Below are 20,541 nucleotides of genomic sequence, written 5' to 3'. Positions count from 1 at the left end.
GTGCCGTGGTGCTGATTGGGGTGTGGTTTCGGCGGAGTTCTGCGATTGCGGTGGCGGTGGGGAGTGGTTGTCGTTGGGTCATGAGGGGGCTGCCGCTCGGTGGGTTAGTTCGGTGCGGGCGAGGTTGGGCGTGGGTGCCGTGGGGGTGTGGTTTCGGCGGGGTTCGGTGATTGCGGTAGCGGTGGGGAGGAGGTGGCGTTGGGTCATGAGCGGACCGCTGCTCGGTCGGCCGGTACGGCGTGGGTGCCTTGGGCCGTGATGCGTCGGCCTTCGATGAGTGCGAGCCGGTTGGTGAGGGTGGGCAGGGCTGGGCTGGTGACGCCAGTGGTGTGGTTTCGGCGGAGTTCTGCGATTGCGGTGGCGAGTGGGTGGCGTTGGGTCACGAGAGGACTGCCTCTCGGTAGGCCGGTTCGGTGCGGACCAGGTCGGCGTGGGTCCCTTGGGCGGTGAGGTGTCCGTCTTCGATCAGGACGACGCGGTCGGTGACGGTGAGCAGGGCTGGGCTCGTGGTGAGGAGGATCGTGGTGCGGGTTCGGCGAAGGGCTGCGACTCCGGCGGCGATGCGGGCTTCGGTGACGGTGTCGACGGCGGTCGTCGGGTCGTGGAGGACCAAGACCGGGGCTTCGGTGGCGAGGGCGCGTGCGAGGGCGACTCGTTGGCGTTGTCCGCCGGAGAGGGAGCGGCCGCGTTCGGTGATGGTCGTGGCGGTGCCGGTGGGGAGCGTCGCGGCGACTTCGTCGGCGGCGGAGGCGGTGAGCACTCCGTCGGGGATGGCGGGCATCCGGCCGCGAACGTTGTCTTCCACGGTTCCTTCGAACAAATCTGTGTCGTGCGCGGCGACGAGGACGACGTCGCGGACTCGGTCGGGGTCCACAGTGGACAGGTGCGCCTCATCGACGTGGACGGAGCCGGTGCGGGGGTCGGCGAAGCGGCCGAGGCAGTCGAGGAGATCGGTGGCCGCGGCGGGGTCGGTGGTGACGACGCCGAGCAACTCGCCGGGCGGGACGGTGAGGTTTAGTTCGCGGAGTTTTCCCTGGGATACGGCGGAAAGCTCGACGCTGCCGCGGGCTGGGGCGGGGAGTGCGCCGGTTCCGTCGGGGACGGCTGGGGGAGCGGCCAGCACCGCGGCGACCCGGCTGGCGGAGGCGCGGCCTTGGGCGAGCTGGCCGTTGACCCAGGCGAAGATGGTGAACGGCGTCTGCAGGAACTGGGCGAGCCCGACCGCGGCCACCAGGTCGCCGACGGAGATCTCGCCGTTCGCGGCCAGCGAGCCGCCGGCGAGGGCGACGATTGCGATGAAGACGCCGGTGAGCGCGAGCAGCGCGCCGTTGTGCCACGCCTGGGCGCGGGCCGCGCGGATGGTCGCCTGCAGGGAATCCCGGCTGGTGCGCCGGTACCTCGCCGTCGCCGCCGGTTCCGCGCCGATGCCTTTCAGCACCCGCAATCCGCTGACCAGGTCGGCAGCGACGCCCGAGGCGTGCGCGGCGCGTTCCTGCTCCAGTTCGCTGCGCTTTTCCAGCGGTTTGCCGACGAGGTGGGCGAGGAACAGCAGCGGCGGGGTGCCGAGGAGGACGAGCAATCCGAGCGGCACGGACATCCGCAGGAGCACCACCGCGCTGACGGCCAGTCCGGCGAGCGCGGCGATGCCGAACGGAAGCACCGCGTTGACCATGCCGACGCGGCGGGCGTCCGAGGTTCCGACGCTCACCAATTCCCCCGCGAGCGAACCGTTCTCCGCGCCGCCGCGAGGGTGCAGGACGCGCCGGGTGACCGCGAGCCGGATCTCGTGCGCGGCCCGCTCGGCGGCGCCTTCCGCGGCCCGCGCGCCGAAGCGGTAGCTGGTGGAGAGCACGAGGAAGACGATCGCCAGCACGGCCAGCCAGCCGAGGAGTGTGAAGGCGGAGCTGTCGGCGACGGCCCGGTCCAGCACGACGCCGATCACGACCGGGACGAGCGCCTCGCCGCCCTGGTGCCCGGCGGCGAGGACGGCCGCCGCGACGACGGATTTCCGCTGTCCGGCGAGGGCATTGCGCAGGACGTCCCGGCCGGTGGTCATCGGCGCCTCCGTTCGTGCGGAGGGTCCGGTCGGGTTGCCGGTTCCTCCCTTTCGTCCACTAGAGAAGGCTAGCCTAACCTTTGATCGGGTGGTGCCGGGAGCCTCGGTGGGTTCCGTCTCCGGGCAATACGACGGTCGGTTCGGGCGCTGGTGGCGGGCGTCGACTGCGGGGACGAGTCCGATCGGCGCGGTGAGGGCGGTCGCCGAGCAGGAGGACGTCGACGGGCTGCGGTCGAGTCTGGTGTTCGGTGGGCGAAGTTGCCCATGGTGTCGCGGCCCGCAGGCTCGGCTGCTGGCGGCGGGTTCCCGGTGGTGAGGGCGAATCCGGGCGCGGGCTGCTGGAGGCGGGTTCTGCGGCGAACCCGGTCACTGAGCAGCGGGACGCCGGTGCGCGTCGGCGAGGGTGGGGTCTGGGGCTAGTTACCGGTGGGCGTCGGGGGCCGCGGGCTCGGTCTCCGGTGGTTCTCCTGCGGAGACGACGGCTGGTTCGGGTTCGCCGAATCGGGCCAGTGCCAGGGCGGCGGCGACTGCGAGGACGAAACCCAGCACCGCGACGACGGCGAACCCGGGGCGGGTTCGGTCGCCGAGCAGCAGGACGCCGATCAGCGAAGGCATGACCGTTTCGCCGAGCACCATCATCGCCGTGGCGGTGGTGACGCTTCCGCGTTGCAGGGCGGTGGCGAAGTACAGCATGGCCAGCGCACCCGCGACGGCGACGACGTACAGCGCCGGGTCGCGCAGCAGGTCCAGCGGCGCGAGGCTCGGGATGACCCGGCCCGCTACCGCGACCAGGCCGAAGCACAGGCCGGCGACCAAGCCGAGTCCGGCGGTGCGGACGCGGTCGCTGGCGCGTCCGACGAGAAGCCCGGCGATTCCGAGGACTACGGCGGCACCGGCCAGTGCCAGCCGGAAGCCTAGGCCGACTTCGCTGGAGCCCTCGCTTTCCGCGGAGGAACCGAGCAGCGCGAGTCCGGCGACCACGACGCCGACGGCCGTCCATTCGCGCGCACCGAGGCGGACTCCGAATACCCGCACCGCCACGGCGGTCACGGCGAGGCTCGCGGCTTGCGTGGCCTGCACGAGAAACAGCGGCAGGACGTGCAGGGCGGCGATCTGCGCGACGAAGCCGACCCCGTCGAGCAGCAGCCCGACGACGAACTTCCACTGCTTCAACACCCGCAGCAACAGGCGTGGGTCGACCCTGGCGGCACCCTCGTCGGGCGCTGCCTTCGCGGCCACTGCCTGCATCACCGAAGCGACGCCGTAGGCCACCGCGGACAGCAGCGCGCACAGAAATCCCCACACCATGACACCGAGCGTATTCCTCCCCGGGACCAGTAGGGTCGGGGCCATGGCGGAGGCAGAGCGCGTCTGGCCGGATCCGCTCGACGGCGACGAGATGACCGTGCAGACGCGGTTCCTCGATTTCCTGCGGGCGACCGCGGTGCAGAAGGTCGCCGGGCTGACCCGGGAGCAGGCGGCCGCGGCGCCGCTGCCGAGTTCGCCGCGGACCAGCGCGCTGGGCGTGGTCAAGCACCTGACCGCGGTCGAGCGGTGGTGGCTGGTGATCGAGGCGGGCGGGTCCGCCGAACCTTCGCTGTGGCCGGGCTCTCCGGATCCGAGTTGGGATCTGACACCGGAGGACGACGTCGCGGCGGTGGTCGCGGCCTATCGCGCCGAGTGGGAACGATCGGCGGCGGCGTTGGCCGGGCTGGTTCCGGAGGACCGGACGCGGCGGTCTGGGAAGTTCACCGTCCGCTGGGTGCTCGCGCACGTCGTGCAGGAGACCGCTCGGCACGTCGGGCACCTCGACGCGCTGCGGGAACTCGCCGACGGCTCCGTGGGCGAGTGACCGGCGACCGTTAGGCTGCGGGGCATGGCAGACCAGCTTTACTTCCGCCAACTGCTCGCCGGCCGCGATTTCGCCGTCGGGGACCCCGTCGCGACCCAGATGGTGAATTTCGCTTACCTGATCGGGGACCGCGAAGCGGGCGAGGCGGTGCTGGTCGACCCGGCGTACGCGGTGGGCGACCTGGTCGAGACGCTGGAAGCCGACGGGATGCGGCTGACCGGCGTCCTCGCGACGCACCACCACCCCGACCACGTCGGCGGCGACATGATGGGTTTCTCGCTCCCGGGCATCGCGGAACTGCTCGCGCTGCGGCCGGTGCCGATCCACGTCAACGCGCAGGAAAGCGAGTGGGTGCGCCGGGTGACCGGCGTGTCGGACACCGACCTGCGCGCGCACGAGCACGACGACGTCGTGACCGTCGGCTCGATCGACATCCGGCTGCTCCACACGCCCGGGCACACGCCGGGAAGCCAGTGCTTCCTGGTCGGCGACAGGCTGGTCTCCGGGGACACGCTGTTCCTCGAGGGCTGCGGCCGGACCGACTTCCCGGGCGGCGACGCGGACGCGATTTTCCGCAGCCTGCAATGGCTGGCGACCCTGCCCGGGGATCCGGTGGTGTACCCCGGCCACCAGTATTCGCCGGAATCTTCGGCGTCGCTGTCGCGGGTGAAGAGCTCGAATTTCGTGTTCCGGCCCCGGTCTCTCGAGGAATGGCGGATGATGTTCGGCGGCTGAACCGGGTTTCGGTTCGGGCCGCCGCGGGTGCGTTCGGCGCGGTGCGGGCTCGTCGCGCCGACGGGTCGCGCGGTGAAGGGTACGGGCGAGGAACGCTTGCAGTGCCTGGAAAATGGACATGGTGATCTTGTACCGCACCGCACCGACAATTTCGTGCCGCCGGTGCTCAGCCGGGTGATCGAGGCCGCAGCGGCGGTCCGCGGCGAGCGCTCGCGCACGCGGTCGCTGCCTTAGCTGGAGCAGCGGTTTAGCCGCTCATGTTCGGCAGCGGACCGGGAAACCAGTCCCGCATTCCGGGCATCCCCGTGCCTGAGAGGGGAACAAACCCCGTACACCGCCGCCGGGGTTCCAGTGCGTGAGAGCCGTCCGGCACGTCATTGACTTCACCCGTCCGGGGATCGAAGCTCGGGGGCATGAAGCGCGGCGTCCTCCTCGTGTGCCGCCTGCACGTCGACCTCCGGCAGCAGGCGAGCGCGGTCTGTCTGTCCCGCCGCTGAATTCCCTTCCCCGCACCGAAAACCCCACCCGGGAGAAATCCGTGTCGATTTCCACCACGGGCGTGCTGCCGCGCGCCGAAACGGCCGCGCCGAAGCGCGCGCAACGGCGGCGGCTGCCGTCGCTGCGCCGCTGGATCAGCCCGGTCGCGCTGGTCGCGGCGTGGCAGATCGCCAGCTCGACCGGCGCGCTGCCGCCGGACAAACTCAGCTCGCCTTGGACCGTCCTGCAAGCCGGAGTCGATGTCGCCCGCAGCGGCGAACTCGGCAGCGCCTTCGTGGTCTCGCTGGGCCGCGTCGGCGCCGGATTCGCTCTCGGAGCGCTCGCCGGGCTGCTGCTCGGAGCCATTTCGGGGTTGTCGCGCTGGGGCGAAGCACTGGTCGACCCGCCGGTGCAGATGCTGCGCACCTTGCCGTTCCTCGGGTTGATCCCGTTGTTCATCCTGTGGTTCGGGATCGGCGAAGAGACCAAGATCTTCCTGGTCGCGCTGGGCGTGGCGTTTCCGCTGTACCTGAATGTCCACTCGGGAATCCGCACCGCCGATCCGCAGCTCGGGGAGGCCGCGCGGGCGCTGGGATTCACCCGCGGCGAACGGCTGTGGCACGTCGTCCTGCCGGGTGCGCTGCCGCAGGCGCTGGTCGGGCTGCGGCAGTCGCTCGGGGTCGCGTGGCTGGCGCTGATCGTCGGCGAGACGGTCAACGCGGACGCCGGGATCGGTTACCTCATCAACAATGCCCGCGAATTCCTGCGCACCGACGTCGTGGTGGTCGGGCTCGTGGTCTACGCCGTGCTGGGCCTCGTCACCGACGCGCTCGTCCGGCTGCTCGAAAGGAGGGCCCTGCGATGGCGAGCCCGGTAGTCGAGGTCCGCGACCTCACCAAGAAATTCGGCGACCGCACTGTCCTCGACCGGCTGGACCTGGACGTCGGCCGCGGCGAGTTCGTCGCGTTGCTGGGGCGGAGCGGATCGGGGAAGTCGACGCTGCTGAAGGTGCTGGCTGGGCTCGACGAGGAGATCGAGGGCACCGCGAGTATCGACGGGACGGTGTCCGTCGCCTTCCAGCAGCCGCGGTTGCTGCCGTGGCGCAAGGTCTGGCGCAACATCGTGCTCGGGCTGCGGCAGGACAACGACCGCGCCGTCGCCGAGAAGGCACTGGCCGAGGTGCGGCTGGCGGAGCACGCCGACAAGTGGCCGCTCACGCTCTCCGGCGGTGAAGCGCAACGGGTTTCGCTGGCCCGCGCCTTGGTCCGCGAGCCGGATCTCCTGCTCCTGGACGAACCGTTCGGCGCGCTCGACGCGTTGACCCGGCTGGCGATGCACCGGCTCGTCGAGGACCTGTGGCGAACGCACCAGCCCGCGGTGCTGCTGGTGACTCACGACGTCGACGAGGCGCTCGTGCTCGCCGACCGGATCCTCGTCCTCGGCGAAGGGCACATCGTCGCCGAACACGTACTCGGCCGGCCGCGTCCGCGGAAGGCCGCCGACAATGCCGAGGTGCGCAGCCGCGTCCTGGCCGACCTGGGAGTGACCGAAGGTGCACCTGCGTAACGTCCTGGCCGCGGCGCTTCTGCTGACCGGGCTCGCCGCCTGCTCGTCGTCCACTTCGGACGGTCGCGCGCCGGTTCCGGCCGCGGTTTCGCCCGCGGAGCTGAAGAAGGTCACGCTGCGCGTCGGCGATCAGAAAGGCGGCGTGAAATCCCTGCTCACCGCCGCCGGGCAGCTGACCGGCACGCCGTATCGGATCGAATGGTCCACGTTCACTTCCGGGCCGCCGTTGCTGGAGGCGGCTTCGGCGGGCGCGATCGACGTCGGCCGGGTGGGCAACACGCCGCCGATTTTCGCGGCCGCGTCGAAGGCGAAGATCTCCGTGGTGAGCGTGGCGAAGAGCAACGTGGAGCGGGAAACCATTCTGGTGCCGCCGGATTCGCCGTTGACCGACGTCGCGTCCTTGCGGGGCAAGACGGTCGGGGTCGCGAAGGGGAGTTCGGCGCACGGGCAGCTGCTCAACACGCTGAAGAAGGCCGGTCTGTCCACGAAGGACATCAAGATCTCCTTCCTGCAGCCGTCCGAAGCGTTCGCCGCGTTCACCCAGCACCAGATCGACGCGTGGTCGATCTGGGATCCCTACACCGCGCAAGCCCAGATCGACGCGCACGCCCGCGTGCTCGCCGACGGTCGGGGCGCGTCCAACGGGCTCGCCTTCGAGACCGCGAGCACGACCGCGCTGGCCGATCCGGGCAAGAACTCGGCGATCAAGGATTTCGTGCAGCGCGTGGTGAAAGCGCAGCTCTGGTCGAACTCGCATCCGGACGAATGGGCGCGCGCCTGGGCGGCGGAAACCGGGTTGAAGCTCGAGGTGGCGAAGAAGGCCGTCTCCGCCGGGCGGGACCGGCCGGTCCCGCTGGACGATTCCGTCGTCGCGTCCGAGCAGCAGCTCGCCGACGCGTTCGCGAACGAGGGCACGCTGCCCGGGAAGGTCGACTTCGCGGCGTTCGTCGACCGCCGTTACGGGCCCGACATCGAGGCCGCGAGGAGGAACGGATGAGCGTGAAACTGCACTGGTTCCTGCCGACCACCGGGGACGGCCGGACGATCGTGGAACGCTTCCACGCCAACAAGTCCCAGGGCCCGAGCGCGCAGCGGCCGGCGGACCTGGACTACCTCGCGCAGGTCGCGCGCGCGGCCGAGCGGCTCGGGTTCGAGGGCGTGCTGACCCCGACCGGGACCTGGTGCGAGGACGCCTGGCTGACCACCGCCGCGCTGATCCGCGAGACGAGCCGGCTCAAGTTCCTGGTCGCGTTCCGGCCGGGCGTCATCTCGCCGACGCTCGCCGCGCAGATGGCCGGCACGTTCCAGCGGCTGTCCGGCGGCCGGGTCCTGCTGAACATCGTGACCGGCGGCGACGCGATCGAACAGCGCCGCTTCGGCGACTGGCACGACCACGACGCGCGCTACGCCCGGACCGACGAGTTCCTGTCCATCGTGCGCGGCGTGTGGTCGGGCGAGCCGTTCGACTTCGCCGGCGACCACCTGCGCGTCGAAGGAGCCACGACGCTCGCCGCGCCGGATCCCGTTCCGCCGTTGTACTTCGGCGGTTCCTCGGCGGCGGCGCTCCCGGTCGCCGCGCGGCATGCCGATGTCTACCTGACCTGGGGGGAGCCGCCCGCGCAGGTCGCGGAGAAAATCGGGAAGGTGCGCGAACTGGCGGAACAGGCCGGTCGGAAGGTGCGGTTCGGGGTCCGGCTGCACACCATCGCGCGCGACACCTCGGCGGAGGCTTGGGCGGAGGCGCAGAAGCTGCTGGACGCGTTGAGTCCGGAGCAGATCGCCAAGGCTCAGTCGCAGCTGGCGGCGAGCGAGTCGGTGGGGCAGCAGCGGATGGTCGCGCTGCACGGCGGCAAGGCGGGGACGACGGCGCGGGACCTGGAGATCCATCCGCATTTGTGGGCTGGGATCGGCCTGGTGCGCGGGGGAGCCGGGACTGCGCTGGTGGGGAGCTATGCGGAAATCGCGGATTTGATCGAGGAGTACCACGACGCGGGCGTGTCGGAGTTCGTGCTGTCCGGGTATCCGCATCTGGAGGAGGCGTACTGGTTCGGCGAGGGCGTGCGGCCGGAGCTGGCCCGGCGCGGGTTGCTGGACGAGGTCCCGGCGGTGCGGGCGGTTCCGGGGGAGCGGGCGGTGGCTGCTCAGTAGCGTTCCGCGGATGACCCTCACGAGAGCAGGTAGGGCACCTCGATCCGGCGGCGCAGCGCGAGATGCATCATCGCGCGGCCGCCGAGTTCGAGGTCGTCCTCCAGCGCCTTCAACGCGGTCTCCCCGCCGACCCGGAGCTGGTCGACGAGGTGCCGGTGGGTCGTCGCCAGCTGGGCGGCGGACGATTCGGCCCGGATCGTCGCGAGCATGCAGTTCAGTTCGTTCGCGCAGGCCCGGTGCGCCGCCAGCACGCGCGGGTTGCCGCTGGCGGCCACGATCTCGGTGTGCACCGCGCTGTGCGCCTCGATCACGTGCCGCCACGGGGTTTCGGCGGTCATCGACTCGAGCCGCCGCACCGCCTCGTCGACCGCGTCGAAGCCCGCGTTCTGGAGCAGGGCCAGCCGCAGCGCGCCGAGTTCCAGGATCGAGCGGTACGAGCACATCGCGTCGATGCGTTCGGCGGTCACCGCGGGGACGACGATCCCCTTGTTGCGCTGGTGTTCGAGCAGGCCCTCGGACACCAGCGTCTGCAGGCCGGACCGGACCGAATGGCGGCCCGCCCCGAAGCGAGCGCTCAGAGATTCCTCCGTGAGCCGCGTGCCGGGTTCGAGGAGACCGTCCAGGAGATCGTCGCGAAGCGCCTGCGCGATGCTTCCCGGCGTACTGCCCGCCTGTTCGCGCACTTCGCCACTCATTTCAGCAGAATTTCCCACCGCCGCTGCCGATCTTAGCCGAGGCCACCGTCAAATCCGGGCGGGCAGCCGAAGGGAGGCGTGTTCGCCGGTGATCTCGTCGGTGCGCCTGACGCCGAGAAGCCGCAACGTCCGCACGTACTCGGCGCGGAGGATGTCGATCGCGCGCTCGACGCCTTGTTCTCCCGCTGCCATCAGGCCGTACAGATACGCGCGGCCGACCATCGCCGCCGACGCGCCCAGTGCCCGTGCGGCCACCAGGTCCGCGCCGGTCCGGACGCCGGTGTCGAGGATGACCTCGCAGTCGTCCCCGACCGCGTCCACGACACGGGGCAGCAGTTCGAGCGGGGTCGGCGCGCGGTCGAGCTGGCGCCCGCCGTGGTTCGAGAGCACGAGCGCGTCGACGCCGGAAGCGGCCATCTCCTTGGCGTCCGCGACGCTCTGAATCCCTTTGACAATCAGCTTTCCCGGCCACCGGCCGCGCAGCCACCGCAGGTCTGCGACGGTCAGGGACGGGTCGAACATCGTCCCGATCAGTTCTTCGACCGTGCCGTCGAAGTTGTTCAACGCGGCGAACTGCAGCGGTTCGGTGGTCAGGAGGTTCATCCACCAGGACGGCCGGACCGCGATCCCGGCGAGGGTGCGGACGGTCAGCGTCGGCGGGATCGTCAGTCCATTCCGGACATCGCGCATCCGCGCCCCGCCGATCGGGGTGTCGACGGTCAGGACGAGCGCCTCGTACCCGGCTTGAGCTGCGCGTTCGACCAGCGCTTCGCTCGCGGCGCGGTCCTTCCAGAGATAGAGCTGGAACCACTGCCGCGCGGACGGCGCGCAGGCCCGGACGTCTTCGAGATCGGTGGTTCCCATCGTCGAGAGCACGTACGGGATCCCGGCGCGGGCAGCCGCGCGGGCGACGGCGATCTCGCCTTCGTGGTGCATCATGCGGGTGAAGCCGGTGGGCGCCAGCACGAGCGGCAGCGCGGACTGTCCACTGAGGACTGACGTGGCCGGGTCCACCTCGGTGACGTCCTGCAGCACGCGCGGGTGCAACTCGACGTTCTCGAAGGCCCGCCGGGCCCGGCCGAGGCTGATTTCCTGCTCCGCCGCGCCGTCGACGTAGTCGAAGACCGGCCGGGGCGTGCGGCGGCGCGCGATGGTGCGCAGGTCGTCGATGGTGTGCGCGGCGGCGAGGCGGCGCTCGCGGACGTCGAACCGCGGCTGCCGGAACTTGAGCAGCGGCCGGATCTCCGACGGGCGGGGCAGCCGTCGCCTGACCGGCCGCCGGGGCAGGTGCTCGGGTTCGAACGTGGTCATCCGCTGCCTCCTGGCCGCCGGGAAATCGGTACACAATCCTCGGTCGATCAAAAGGGTGCTGCACCGAGGTTTTCGCACTCATGGGCAGGAGGAGTGAAGCATGGCACGCATCTGGAGCGCAAGGATTGTGACACAATCTCGTCAGCGCTGGGCGGCCGCCAACGCGCCGAGCGTGTCGAGGTCGTGTTCGAGCGCGTGCCGGGCCAGTGCGGTCCGGTTCGGACAGTCGAGCTTCACCAGCGAAGACTCGACATGGCTGCGCACCGTCCGGACCGTGATCCCGAGCGCCGACGAGATCCGTTCGTTCGACCACCCACGCGAGACCAGTCCCACGACGTCCAGTTCCCGCCCGGTCAACGGCCCGGGATCGGGCACGCGGGAGATCCGCAGCAGCACTCCGTCCGGACGCCGCGCCCGCGCCAGCACCCGCCACCAGACGCCGTCCGCGTCCCGGTGGCGGAATCCGGTCCGCCCGGCTGTGGCGCACCGCGCGGCGAACCGGACCTCGTGCTCGCTCAGCGGCAGTTGCCCGACCGCGGCCGAACGCACCTCGGCCTTGCCCTGCGAAACGAGCAGCACAACGTCCGCGGCGGGATCGCCCGGCTCGGCGCCGGGATCGGCCAGCGCGGCGAAATCATGCGACAGCATCGTGAGCGCCAGGCGGGATTCGTCGTCCAGCGGCCGGTCGTGCGTCGAACTCAGTGCCACGAAGCCCGGCGCCTCGCCCGGGGCCGCCCGCAGCGGCAGCGTCATCCCTTCGCGGAACCCGTGCGGTTGAATGACTTCCTGGTAGGTCCGGGTTTCGTGGACTTCTGGCACGTCGACGAACCGCAGCGGCAGGCCCAGCCGGATCGCGCGCTGGTGGATCGGGCATTTCCAGCGGTAGGTCGTCGTGATGTAGCCGAGTGCGTCCGAGGGGTAGCCGAGGTTGACGGTCGCGGTGTGCTGCCGCCCGCCGGTGACCAAGGCAGCGCAATCGAAACCGAGTTCGTCGCGCACGGTCCGCAACGGCGTCTCGACCGGCAGGTCGCCCCGGCCCGCCGCGCGCACTTCCCGAGCGAGCCGGGCCCACCACTGCACATCTGCGGCCATTTCCGAACCTCCGCTGCCGAACGGAGCATGAACGGCCGCCGTCCGGAATGTCAACGGGCGCACGTCCGCGGCGGGAGCGGAACGGCTTTTCGGCCGATGCCGCCGTCCGGGCCCGTTCGTAACGTTCTGGGCCCCCGGCTGAAGGAGCACTCGATGAACCTCGACGAATACGCCGCCCTCGACGCGACCGCGCTGGCCGCGGTCCTCGCCTCCGGAGAGGTCACCGCCGACGAGGTCGCCGCGCTGGCGGCGGAGGCCATCGGCAAGGTGAACCCGGAGCTGAACGCGGTCGCCGACGGCCCGTTCGAGCGCCCGCTCGACTACGCGCGCGACGGCCGGTTCGCCGGGGTCCCGTTCGCGATCAAGGACCTCGTCCTGCACGCCGCCGGGGTGCCGACCCGGATGGGCACGCGGCTGCTCGGCAAGGGCGTCGTGCCGCCGGAGGACACCCATCTGATGGCGCGCTTCCGCGCGGCGGGCCTGGCGACGCTGGCCGTCACGACCACGCCGGAGCTGGGCTTCAACGGGAACTCCGAAGCGCTGGCCTACGGTTCGACGCGCAACCCGTGGCACACCGGGCACAGCGCCGGCGGGTCCAGCGGCGGTTCCGCGGCCCTCGTGGCGGCCGGGGCGCTCCCGATCGCGCACGCCAACGACGGCGGCGGGTCGATCCGCGTGCCGGCGGCCTGCACTGGCCTGGTCGGCCTGAAACCGACCCGCGGCCGGGTCCCCGCCGGGCCGGACTTCGCCGATCCGCTCTACGGAATGGGCGTCGAACTCGCGGTCTCGCGGACGGTCCGGGACACCGCCGCGCTGCTCGACGAGGTCGCGGTGAGCTATCCGGGCGACCCGTACGTCCTCGCCCCGCCCGCGCGCCCGTGGCTCGACGAGGTCGGCGCCGACCCGGGACGGCTGCGCATCGCCCTGCACACCGAATCCTGGGCGGGCAGCTACGTCGACCCGGAGGTGGCGCGCGCGGTCGAAGCCGTGGCCGAGGTGCTCGAAGCGGCCGGCCATCACGTCGAGCGCGCGACGCCGGTCTTCGACTGGGAAGCGTTCCTGCACGCCAATCACGTGCTGTGGTCCGGATTCCTGGCCGGCTCGGTGGCCGGGATCGAAGCGATGACCGGGGTGGCGGCGGGTCCGGAGAACCTCGAACGCACCTCGTGGGCCTGCGTCGAGTACGGCCGCTCGATCAGCGGGATCGAACTGACCGCGGCGCTGGGCGCGATGAACGTCGTTTCCCGCGAGGCGGGCCGGTTCTTCACCGAGTACGACCTGTTGCTGACCCCGACGATGAACACCCCGGCCCTGCCGCTGGGCCGCCTCGACGCGAACGCCGAGCTGACTGCGACCGAGTGGACGAGGCAGCTTTTCGACGCGTGCTCGTTCACGCCGTTGTTCAACCAGACCGGCGCACCCGCGATCAGCCTCCCGCTCGGCGAGTCCTCGCAGGGGTTGCCGATCGGGGTCCAACTGGGCGGCCCGGTGTGTTCGGAGTCGTTGCTGCTGCGGGTCGCGGCGTTCCTGGAGGAGGCGATGCCGTGGGCGGCCCGGCGGCCCGCGGTCCACGTCGCTACTGGGACCGGCAAGTCCTGAGGTAGCTGAGGAACGACGCCTGCAACCCGGTCACGTGCGTTTCGCGCAGGACCTCGCTGGTGACAATCGCGTCGCGCGAGGTGAGGCGGTGCAGGAGCGTGGCCGTGTTCTTCGCGAGATTCTGGTACACAGCCAGTTCGCCGAAAAGCTCTCGGTCGTTGACGGTGACGTGCAGCTTGGCGGCGGGCAGGCCGTCGCCAAGCTCGCGGAGCCGGGCGAAAACCTGGCTGTCTTCCCCGACGACGCCGGGGCTGCCCGCTCCGATGCTTTCGAAGAGCGGGTTCCCGCTGAGCCAGGCGTAGAGGCTGAAAAGCCCGCCGTAGGAATAGCCGAAAAGGCCGTGCCCGCTCGCGGCCGTGCCGTAGTCGCGTTCGATGCGCGGGTGCAGTTCTTCGGTGAGGAAGGCCAGGAACGCGTCGGCGCGGGTGTCGCGCAGTTCGGCGAGATAGGCGTCGGCTTGCTCGCGGGTCATCCGGCCCGTTCGCACTCCCATCTCCACGGCGTCGACGAACTCCGCGCCGACGGGCTCGCCGGGCGGTACGAGGTCGCGGTTGCGCAGCCGGGTCCACTGCTCGGCTTCCTCGCCCGCGTAACCGACGCTGACCTGGAGGTACGGCTGGATCTGCTGCATGGGATCCGCCTGGGTGACGATGAGCGGAGCCGTCTGGCCCACGGTCCAGTTGCCGTCGAGCACGTACAAGGCAGGCGCTCGCGTCGTGGCGGGGTCGTAGCCCGGCGGCGTGGTGACCCAGACGCCGTAGTCGTATCCGGCGCTGGAACGGGTTTCGAAATAGCCGGTGTCGGCGAGGCAGCCTTGCCACATGGCGGTCATCGGAGGTCCTTCACTGTTCGGCCGCCCTGAACGACCACGACCGCGTTGGCCGGGTCGGAGAACAGCTGGGGATTCTCGAGCGGATTTCCTTTCCAGAGCACGAAATCCGCCCGCAGGCCGGGAGCGAGCACGCCCACCTCGCCGGACAGGCCGAGGATCTCGGCGTTGGTTTTCGTGGCCGCGACGAGAGCTTCCATCGGGGTCTCGAGAGCGGCCCGCAAGGCGAGTTCTTCGCCGCGGCGCTCCTGGGCCGGGCCGATGAGATCCGAACCCAGCCCGATCCGCACTCCGGCTTCCTTGGCGCAGGCGAGCGCCGCGGCCATCCGCTCGCGAACGCCCAGCGCCCGGTCGCGGATCGACTCGTCGAGGCCGGTGCTCGCGGTGTCCCGCAGCAGGTGCTCCACGACCGCGAACGTGGGGACCAGGGCGACGTCGTGAGCGGCCATCAAAGCGGCCGTGGGCTCGTCGATGTCAGTGCCGTGTTCGACACAGCGCACCCCGGCCTCGATCGCGTTCCGGATGCCTTCGTTGTTGTGCGCGTGCACCGTCACGTAGGTGCCGCGCGCGGCGGCTTCTTGCACCGCGACGGCGATTTCTTCGACGGTGAACTGCGTGTCGGTCAGCTGATCGTGCGCGCTGACCACGCCGCCGGTCACGCAGAGCTTCAGGAACGAGGCGCCGCGCCGGAAGGTCTCGCGCACGTTGCTGCGCAGCTCGTTCGCGTTGCCCGACTGCAGGGACAGGGCGCACAGGCCCGGGATGTGGTGACTGGTCCACAGCTCGGTGGGCTCCCATTCGGCTCCGTAGTAGCCGTGCCCGCCGGTCTGGCACTGCACCGGTCCACACGACAGCACGCGCGGTCCCCGGACCTTGCCCTTGGCGATCGCGGTGACGACGCCGCCGTCAATCCCGCCGGTGTCCCGGACGGTCGTGAATCCGGCGTCGAGCGCGGCACCGGCCGTGGCGAAGATATCCGCCGCGATCTCGGCGACGCTGAGCCGGAACGAGAACTGAGGCTCGATCGGGCTCGCCAGGCCAAGGTGGACGTGGGCGTCGATCAGGCCGGGGGTCATCGTCAGCCCGTCGGCGTCGAAGCGTTCGCCTCCCGCGCCGGGCTGGGCGATCAGCCCGTCTTCGACCGCGACGACGGCTTCGGCGGGATCGCGCCCCGACCCGTCGACGACCGTCGCGCCGACTACCTGAAAACGTCCCACGAGCCGTCCCTCCGCCGTTGCACCGGTCTTTTCCAATGGATAAACTGCGGAGGTGACCTTGTCAAGCACGGAACCCTCCGGCGACGCCCGCGAGCGGCTCCTGGCCCGGCTTCTCGACGCCTTCGACGGGACGCTTCCCTCGCCGGACGTTTCGCTGCGGGAGGTCGCCGCCCGGGCCGAGACCAGCCATGCCCTGCTGCGCTACCACTTCGGGTCGTTGCCGGGGGTGCTGGCGGCGATGCTCAAGGCCCAGCGAGCCCGCGACAACGAGGTTCTGTTCGAGACCGCGAAGCAAAGCACCTTCGACGACTTCGTGCGGGCGATCTGGCGGACCTACACCCGCCCGGAGCAGCTGTCGCGGGTCCGCGGGTTCTTCCACGTCGCGGGGCTGGCGGCGTACCGGCCGGAGGACTTTCGCGAGCTGTTCGACTCGCTGGACGACCTGACGAAGATGCTGACCTCGCTCGCGGAAGGCGAAGGGCGCGGGGCCGAGGAAGCGCGGACCATGGCGACCGTCGCGGTCGCCGCGATTCGCGGTCTGTTGTTGCGGGAAGTGCTGACCCCGGAGGGGCATTCCGAAGACGCGGTCGAGTTGCTTCTCCGGATGAGCAAGGGCTGATCAGGTCTCGGACACCGTCCGCGACAACGCCAGCGCAACGGTCCGCACCGCGGGCGCGACCCGTTCGGTGCGCATCCGGGTCGCCCATCCGGAGATCGACACGGCGGCCACCGCCAGCCCGTTCGCGTCGACCAGCGGGCTCGCCGCGCACACCACGCCGACCCCGGATTCCTCGCGCTCGAAGGCGATTCCGTCCTCGCGGATCCGCGCGAGCTGGCGGCGCAGCAGCCCGGGCGCGGTGATCGTCCGCGGGCTGACCCGGGGGAGTCCGGCGTCGATCACGCGGTTCACGACGTCGTCGGGGGAGCAGGACAGGATCGCCTTCCCGACGCCGGTCGCGTGCGCGGGGAAGCGCCCGCCGGTGCGCGAGGGCAGATCCGGCGCGTCCGGTCCGCGCAGCACGTCCAGGTACACGACCTCGGTGCCCTCCAGGACCGCGAGATGCACCGTGTTCCGCGTGGCCTCCCGCAGGTCCGCCAGGTACGGCCGGGCCGCCTCCACCAGGCCGCGGCGGCGCACCGCGAGCTGGCCGATCTCGAACAGCCGCAGTCCTAACCGGACGGACGTGCCGTCGCGTTCGAGCAGGCCGGTGTCCGCGAGATGCCCGGCGAGCCGGTGCACGGTCGTCTTCGCGAGTCCGGTCCGGCGCGCCAGTTCGGAGACGCCCAGCGCGTCGTCGCCGGGGCGGAAGGCTTCCAGCACGGCGGCGACGCGCGCGGTCACAAGCCCGTCGCTGTTCCGTCCAGTGGTACGCATGGGTTGAGTGTGCCCTATCCCGGCGAGCACCGTGGCGGCATGGCGGAACGCAAGGTGACGGCCGCGATCGTCGGCCCGGGCAACATCGGTACGGATTTGCTGGCAAAACTCCAGCGCAGCGAGCACGTGGAAGTGCGCTACATGGTGGGCGTGGACCCGGCGTCGGACGGGCTCGCCCGCGCCGCGAAGCTCGGCCTCGAGACGTCCGCCGAGGGCGTCGACTGGCTGCTTTCGCGGGCGGAACTGCCGCAGCTGGTGTTCGAATCGACGTCGGCGAAAGCGCACAAGGCCAACGCGCCGCGGTACGCCGAGGCCGGCATCCGCGCGATCGACCTGACGCCCGCGGCGGTCGGCCCGCTCACGTGCCCGGCGGTGAACCCGCCCGACCAGCTGACCGACCGCAACGTCAACATGATCACCTGCGGCGGCCAGGCGACCATCCCGATCGTGCACGCGGTTTCGCGCGTGACGCCGGTGTCGTACGCGGAGATCGTCGCGTCGGTGTCGTCGCGGTCGGCCGGTCCCGGCACGCGCGCGAACATCGACGAGTTCACCGAGACGACCGCGCACGCGATCGAAAAGGTCGGGGGAGCGGACAAGGGCCGCGCGATCATCATCATCAACCCGATGGACCCGCCGATGATCATGCGCGACACGGTTTTCTGCGCCGTCGACCCGGACGCCGACTTCGACGCGATCAGCGAATCCGTGCACCGCATGGTGAAAGACGTCCAGCAGTACGTGCCGGGCTACACGCTCAAGGCCGACCCGCAGTTCGACCCGCCGCGCCCGGACTGGAGCGGCAAGGCCCGCGTGGGCGTGTTCCTGGAGGTCGCGGGCAACGGCGACTACCTGCCCAAGTACGCGGGCAACCTCGACATCATGACCGCCGCCGCCGCGCGCGTCGGCGACCTCTTCGCCGCTCAGGAGGTGGCCGCGTGAACAACACCGACGTCCGGCTGGTCGACACCACTCTGCGCGACGGCAGTCACGCGATGGCGCACCAGTTCACCGAAAAGCAGGTGCGCGACACCGTCCGCGCGCTCGACGACGCGGGCATCTCGCTGATCGAGGTGACCCACGGCGACGGCCTCGGCGGCTCGACCTTCAACTACGGCTTTTCCTTGGTGGACGAACGAAAGCTGATCGCGGCCGCGGTCGACGAGGCGAAGCAGGCGAAGATCGCCGTGCTCCTCCTGCCCGGCCTCGGCACGGTCACCGACCTGCGCGCGGCGGCCGACCTCGGCGCGGGCGCGGTGCGGATCGCGACGCACTGCACCGAGGCGGACGTGTCCATGCAGCACTTCGGCGCGGCGCGCGACCTCGGCCTGGAAACCGTCGGATTCCTGATGCTGTCGCACATGTCGTCGCCGGAAGACCTGGCGAAGCAGGCGCGGATCATGGTCGACGCGGGCTGCCAGTGCGTGTACGTCGTGGACTCCGCGGGCGCGCTGATCCTGGACGACGCGTCCGACCGCGTCGCCGCGCTCGTCGCGGAACTCGGCGACGAGGCACAGGTCGGCTACCACGGACACCAGAACCTGAGCTTCGGCGTCGCCAACTCGGTGCTCGCGTACCGCGCGGGGGCTCGGCAGATCGACGGTTCGCTCGCCGCGCTCGGCGCGGGTGCGGGCAACTCGCCGACCGAAGTCCTCGCCGCCACCTTCGAACGGCTCGGCATCAAAACCGGGGTGGACAAAGACGTTCTGCTGGAAGCCGCGGAGAACGTCGTGAAGAAGTACCTGACCCGGCTGCCGGTGATGGACCGGTCGTCGATCATCCAGGGCTTCGCCGGCGTGTACTCCAGCTTCCTGCTGCACGCCGAGCGCGCCGCCGAACGCTACGGCGTCCCGGCGCACGAAATCCTCTACAAGGTCGGCGAAGAGCGCTACGTCGGCGGCCAGGAGGACATGATCATCGACATCGCGCTGCGGCTGCGCGACGAGCGGGCAGCCGCTCAGTGAGCCCCCGAGTCGAAAGCGTCCGCGCCGAGCACCAGCTGCACGCAGTGCTCGACGAGACGCTCGCGGCTCACTTTCAGCGTGCCGTCGAGGTACGCGATGAACACGTTGCTGAGCGCGCCGACGAGACCGATCGCCACGAGCTGGCGGCCGGTTTCGTCGCCGCGCGACAGCTGTTCCCCGACCAGCGCGGTGAACGCCGGGAGCAGGTGGAGCCCGCGTTGGGTCAGCGCCGGATCGGTCAGCGGCGCGAGCAGCAGCACCCGGCCCTTGCGCGGGTCGTCCAGCATCAGCTCCACGAACGCGGTGACGGCGCGTTCGGCGCGGCGGGCCGGATCGGCCTCGCCGGACACCGCGTCGGCCAAGGCTTTCCGGGCCTGGTCCCCGACGTCCTCGTAGACCGCGGCGACCAGGCTTTCCCGGTCGGCGAAGCTTTCGTAGAAGTACCGCTCGGTCAGCTTCGCGGACCGGCACACCGCGCGGACGCTCACCGCCGCACTGCCTTGCGCGCCGAGCAGGTCGAGCCCGGCGGCCAGCAGCTGAGCGCGGCGCTGGGCCTTGCGGTCGTCCAGCGTCGTGCCCGCCCACGTGCGGCCCGGCATGCTCGCTCCCGTCCCGAGTTGACCACAGATGTTGTCACATCCTAACCTGACAACAGCTGTAGTCACTTCGCCGACCCGCCGAGGAGCCGCGATGAGGGACACGCCGGAACCGCTGGGACCGGACTCGCTGACCTGGAAGTACTTCGGCGACTGGCGCGGGCTGCTGATCGCGCTGTGGGCCGGGTCGATGCAGAACATGCACCCCGGCCTCGGCGCGGGCGTCGAGGAGCATTCGAAGTTCTTCGCCGAACGCTGGCAGCGGCTGTTCCGTTCGCTGTACCCGATCGGCGGCGTGGTCTACGACGGCCCGCTCGCGCACCGCACGGCGCTGGAGGTGCGCGGCTACCACGACCGGATCAAGGGCGTGGACAAGAAGGGCCGCCGCTACCACGCGCTCGACCCGGACACGTATTACTGGGCGCATTCGACGTTCTTCGTCAGCACCATCCTGATCGCCGACAATTTCATGGGCGGCATCGGCGAAGAGGAGAAACGCACGCTGTTCGACGAGCACGTGCGCTGGTGGCGGATGTACGACATGACGATGCGGCCGGTGCCGGAATCGTGGGAGGACTTCCAGCGGTACTGGAAGCACATGTGCACCGAGGTGCTGGAGGACAACAAAGCCGCGCGCGACGTCCTCGACCTCCGCGGCATCGCGAAACCGCCGTTCCTGCCGTGGTTGCCGGATCCATTGTGGAAACCGGTCGCCAAGGTGATCGCGAAGCAGTTCGTCTGGCTGACCGTCGGGATGTACGACCCGGAGGTGCGCGAACTGCTCGGCTACCGCTGGACCGAGCGGGACGCCCGACGGCACCGCCGCGTCGGCAAGCTGATCAACGCGGCGTTTTCGCTGCTTCCGCACGACCGCCGCTACCATCCGCGGGCACGGGCGGGCTGGCGGCGCGCCCGCGGCGAACTGGCCCCGGGGACGCCGCCGGTCGAAACCCCGCGCCGCAATCTTCCGCCGCTCGCCGAGCGCGGGAAACCGGAGCACTACTCGCCGGACGTGCCGTGAAGGACTCC

At 70.7% G+C, this 20,541-nt stretch carries 21 protein-coding genes; 12 read left to right on the top strand and 9 right to left on the bottom strand.

Going from position 1 to position 20,541, the window contains the following annotated elements; translation table 11 throughout:
• Window positions 1–379 precede the first annotated feature (379 nt).
• Together SSMG_RS20235 and SSMG_RS20230 are read right to left on the bottom strand one after the other, a co-directional pair.
• The gene (locus tag SSMG_RS20235; protein ID WP_009078938.1) at window positions 380–2,056 is read right to left on the bottom strand and encodes an ABC transporter ATP-binding protein; all 1,677 of its coding nucleotides are present in this window, start codon (window positions 2,054–2,056) and stop codon (window positions 380–382) included.
• Between the two features lie 420 nt (window positions 2,057–2,476).
• Window positions 2,477–3,364: a hypothetical protein gene (locus SSMG_RS20230; RefSeq protein ID WP_037714297.1), complete on the bottom strand. Its 888-nt coding sequence runs from the start codon at window positions 3,362–3,364 to the stop codon at window positions 2,477–2,479.
• Window positions 3,365–3,407: 43 nt separating this feature from the next.
• Here SSMG_RS20230 and SSMG_RS20225 point away from each other — a divergent pair, with 43 nt between their 5' ends.
• The 7 genes from SSMG_RS20225 (at window position 3,408) to SSMG_RS20195 (ending at window position 8,834) form a co-directional block, all read left to right on the top strand.
• Complete coding sequence (locus SSMG_RS20225) at window positions 3,408–3,908, top strand: DinB family protein (RefSeq protein ID WP_009078937.1); 501 nt, start codon at window positions 3,408–3,410, stop codon at window positions 3,906–3,908.
• Between the two features lie 24 nt (window positions 3,909–3,932).
• Window positions 3,933–4,643: an MBL fold metallo-hydrolase gene (locus tag SSMG_RS20220; RefSeq protein ID WP_037714295.1), complete on the top strand. Its 711-nt coding sequence runs from the start codon at window positions 3,933–3,935 to the stop codon at window positions 4,641–4,643.
• A gap of 72 nt (window positions 4,644–4,715) precedes the next feature.
• Complete coding sequence (locus tag SSMG_RS45455; protein WP_158688052.1) at window positions 4,716–4,877, top strand: hypothetical protein; 162 nt, start codon at window positions 4,716–4,718, stop codon at window positions 4,875–4,877.
• Between the two features lie 304 nt (window positions 4,878–5,181).
• Window positions 5,182–5,997, top strand: coding sequence for an ABC transporter permease (locus tag SSMG_RS20210; RefSeq protein ID WP_009078931.1), 816 nt, complete (start codon window positions 5,182–5,184; stop codon window positions 5,995–5,997).
• Complete coding sequence (locus SSMG_RS20205; protein ID WP_009078930.1) at window positions 5,982–6,686, top strand: ABC transporter ATP-binding protein; 705 nt, start codon at window positions 5,982–5,984, stop codon at window positions 6,684–6,686. Before SSMG_RS20210 ends, SSMG_RS20205 begins: the two co-directional genes overlap by 16 nt.
• Window positions 6,673–7,683, top strand: a complete 1,011-nt coding sequence (locus SSMG_RS20200) for an ABC transporter substrate-binding protein (RefSeq protein ID WP_009078928.1) — start codon at window positions 6,673–6,675, stop codon at window positions 7,681–7,683. Before SSMG_RS20205 ends, SSMG_RS20200 begins: the two co-directional genes overlap by 14 nt.
• Window positions 7,680–8,834, top strand: coding sequence for an LLM class flavin-dependent oxidoreductase (locus SSMG_RS20195; RefSeq protein WP_009078926.1), 1,155 nt, complete (start codon window positions 7,680–7,682; stop codon window positions 8,832–8,834). The genes SSMG_RS20200 and SSMG_RS20195 overlap by 4 nt, the downstream gene beginning before the upstream one ends.
• A gap of 17 nt (window positions 8,835–8,851) precedes the next feature.
• On the opposite strand, the gene SSMG_RS42505 is transcribed toward SSMG_RS20195, so the two are convergent.
• From SSMG_RS42505 to SSMG_RS43630, 3 genes are all read right to left on the bottom strand, one after another.
• On the bottom strand, window positions 8,852–9,529 hold the full coding sequence (locus tag SSMG_RS42505; protein ID WP_050788231.1) for a GntR family transcriptional regulator: 678 nt from the start codon (window positions 9,527–9,529) through the stop codon (window positions 8,852–8,854).
• A gap of 48 nt (window positions 9,530–9,577) precedes the next feature.
• Entirely contained in the window at window positions 9,578–10,840 is a 1,263-nt protein-coding gene (locus SSMG_RS20185; protein WP_050788230.1) for an alpha-hydroxy acid oxidase, read from the bottom strand.
• Window positions 10,841–10,981: 141 nt separating this feature from the next.
• Entirely contained in the window at window positions 10,982–11,932 is a 951-nt protein-coding gene (locus SSMG_RS43630; RefSeq protein WP_009078920.1) for a LuxR C-terminal-related transcriptional regulator, read from the bottom strand.
• Window positions 11,933–12,085: 153 nt separating this feature from the next.
• Here SSMG_RS43630 and SSMG_RS20175 point away from each other — a divergent pair, with 153 nt between their 5' ends.
• Entirely contained in the window at window positions 12,086–13,531 is a 1,446-nt protein-coding gene (locus SSMG_RS20175; RefSeq protein ID WP_009078918.1) for an amidase, read from the top strand.
• On the opposite strand, the gene SSMG_RS20170 is transcribed toward SSMG_RS20175, so the two are convergent.
• Window positions 13,509–14,363, bottom strand: a complete 855-nt coding sequence (locus tag SSMG_RS20170) for an alpha/beta hydrolase (protein ID WP_009078916.1) — start codon at window positions 14,361–14,363, stop codon at window positions 13,509–13,511. The two genes, SSMG_RS20175 and SSMG_RS20170, sit on opposite strands and share 23 nt — an antisense overlap.
• A complete protein-coding gene (locus SSMG_RS20165; RefSeq protein ID WP_037714293.1) occupies window positions 14,360–15,577 on the bottom strand; it encodes an amidohydrolase family protein in 1,218 nt (405 codons plus the stop codon). The genes SSMG_RS20170 and SSMG_RS20165 overlap by 4 nt, the downstream gene beginning before the upstream one ends.
• Window positions 15,578–15,629: 52 nt before the next feature.
• Between SSMG_RS20165 and SSMG_RS20160 the strand changes: the two genes are divergently transcribed.
• Window positions 15,630–16,196, top strand: coding sequence for a TetR/AcrR family transcriptional regulator (locus tag SSMG_RS20160; protein WP_009078913.1), 567 nt, complete (start codon window positions 15,630–15,632; stop codon window positions 16,194–16,196).
• Here the strand turns inward: SSMG_RS20160 and SSMG_RS20155 are convergent, their stop codons facing one another.
• The gene (locus tag SSMG_RS20155; protein WP_037714291.1) at window positions 16,197–16,952 is read right to left on the bottom strand and encodes an IclR family transcriptional regulator; all 756 of its coding nucleotides are present in this window, start codon (window positions 16,950–16,952) and stop codon (window positions 16,197–16,199) included. It lies immediately after the preceding gene.
• A gap of 39 nt (window positions 16,953–16,991) precedes the next feature.
• On the opposite strand from SSMG_RS20155, the gene SSMG_RS20150 reads away from it, so the two are divergent.
• Window positions 16,992–17,894: an acetaldehyde dehydrogenase (acetylating) gene (locus SSMG_RS20150; RefSeq protein ID WP_009078908.1), complete on the top strand. Its 903-nt coding sequence runs from the start codon at window positions 16,992–16,994 to the stop codon at window positions 17,892–17,894.
• Window positions 17,891–18,916, top strand: a complete 1,026-nt coding sequence (gene dmpG, locus SSMG_RS20145; protein WP_009078906.1) for a 4-hydroxy-2-oxovalerate aldolase — start codon at window positions 17,891–17,893, stop codon at window positions 18,914–18,916. Before SSMG_RS20150 ends, dmpG begins: the two co-directional genes overlap by 4 nt.
• Here dmpG and SSMG_RS20140 read toward each other — a convergent pair.
• Window positions 18,910–19,515 (bottom strand): TetR/AcrR family transcriptional regulator, encoded by a 606-nt coding sequence (locus SSMG_RS20140; protein ID WP_037714289.1) that lies wholly within the window; start codon window positions 19,513–19,515, stop codon window positions 18,910–18,912. The genes dmpG and SSMG_RS20140 overlap by 7 nt on opposite strands.
• A gap of 91 nt (window positions 19,516–19,606) precedes the next feature.
• Between SSMG_RS20140 and SSMG_RS20135 the strand changes: the two genes are divergently transcribed.
• The gene (locus SSMG_RS20135; protein WP_037714286.1) at window positions 19,607–20,533 is read left to right on the top strand and encodes an oxygenase MpaB family protein; all 927 of its coding nucleotides are present in this window, start codon (window positions 19,607–19,609) and stop codon (window positions 20,531–20,533) included.
• Window positions 20,534–20,541 lie beyond the last annotated feature (8 nt).

Source organism: Streptomyces sp. AA4 (genome assembly GCF_000158875.1).
In the GTDB taxonomy this organism is placed as follows: domain Bacteria; phylum Actinomycetota; class Actinomycetes; order Mycobacteriales; family Pseudonocardiaceae; genus Amycolatopsis.
The sequence above is the reverse complement of the archived record's forward strand: the minus strand, read 5'-3'. Positions and strand labels throughout refer to the sequence as shown.

What these genes read in the sequence shown, in the direction of transcription:
- SSMG_RS20175 (WP_009078918.1), top strand. Translation starts at nt 12,086, where the DNA reads ATGAACCTCGACGAATACGCCGCCCTCGACGCGACCGCGCTGGCCGCG.
- SSMG_RS20220 (WP_037714295.1), top strand. Translation starts at nt 3,933, where the DNA reads ATGGCAGACCAGCTTTACTTCCGCCAACTGCTCGCCGGCCGCGATTTC.
- SSMG_RS42505 (WP_050788231.1), bottom strand. Translation starts at nt 9,529, where the DNA reads ATGAGTGGCGAAGTGCGCGAACAGGCGGGCAGTACGCCGGGAAGCATC.
- SSMG_RS20155 (WP_037714291.1), bottom strand. Translation starts at nt 16,952, where the DNA reads ATGCGTACCACTGGACGGAACAGCGACGGGCTTGTGACCGCGCGCGTC.
- SSMG_RS20195 (WP_009078926.1), top strand. Translation starts at nt 7,680, where the DNA reads ATGAGCGTGAAACTGCACTGGTTCCTGCCGACCACCGGGGACGGCCGG.
- SSMG_RS20205 (WP_009078930.1), top strand. Translation starts at nt 5,982, where the DNA reads ATGGCGAGCCCGGTAGTCGAGGTCCGCGACCTCACCAAGAAATTCGGC.
- SSMG_RS20185 (WP_050788230.1), bottom strand. Translation starts at nt 10,840, where the DNA reads ATGACCACGTTCGAACCCGAGCACCTGCCCCGGCGGCCGGTCAGGCGA.
- SSMG_RS43630 (WP_009078920.1), bottom strand. Translation starts at nt 11,932, where the DNA reads ATGGCCGCAGATGTGCAGTGGTGGGCCCGGCTCGCTCGGGAAGTGCGC.
- SSMG_RS20140 (WP_037714289.1), bottom strand. Translation starts at nt 19,515, where the DNA reads ATGCCGGGCCGCACGTGGGCGGGCACGACGCTGGACGACCGCAAGGCC.
- SSMG_RS20170 (WP_009078916.1), bottom strand. Translation starts at nt 14,363, where the DNA reads ATGACCGCCATGTGGCAAGGCTGCCTCGCCGACACCGGCTATTTCGAA.
- SSMG_RS20150 (WP_009078908.1), top strand. Translation starts at nt 16,992, where the DNA reads ATGGCGGAACGCAAGGTGACGGCCGCGATCGTCGGCCCGGGCAACATC.
- SSMG_RS20235 (WP_009078938.1), bottom strand. Translation starts at nt 2,056, where the DNA reads ATGACCACCGGCCGGGACGTCCTGCGCAATGCCCTCGCCGGACAGCGG.
- SSMG_RS20230 (WP_037714297.1), bottom strand. Translation starts at nt 3,364, where the DNA reads ATGGTGTGGGGATTTCTGTGCGCGCTGCTGTCCGCGGTGGCCTACGGC.
- SSMG_RS20135 (WP_037714286.1), top strand. Translation starts at nt 19,607, where the DNA reads ATGAGGGACACGCCGGAACCGCTGGGACCGGACTCGCTGACCTGGAAG.
- SSMG_RS20225 (WP_009078937.1), top strand. Translation starts at nt 3,408, where the DNA reads ATGGCGGAGGCAGAGCGCGTCTGGCCGGATCCGCTCGACGGCGACGAG.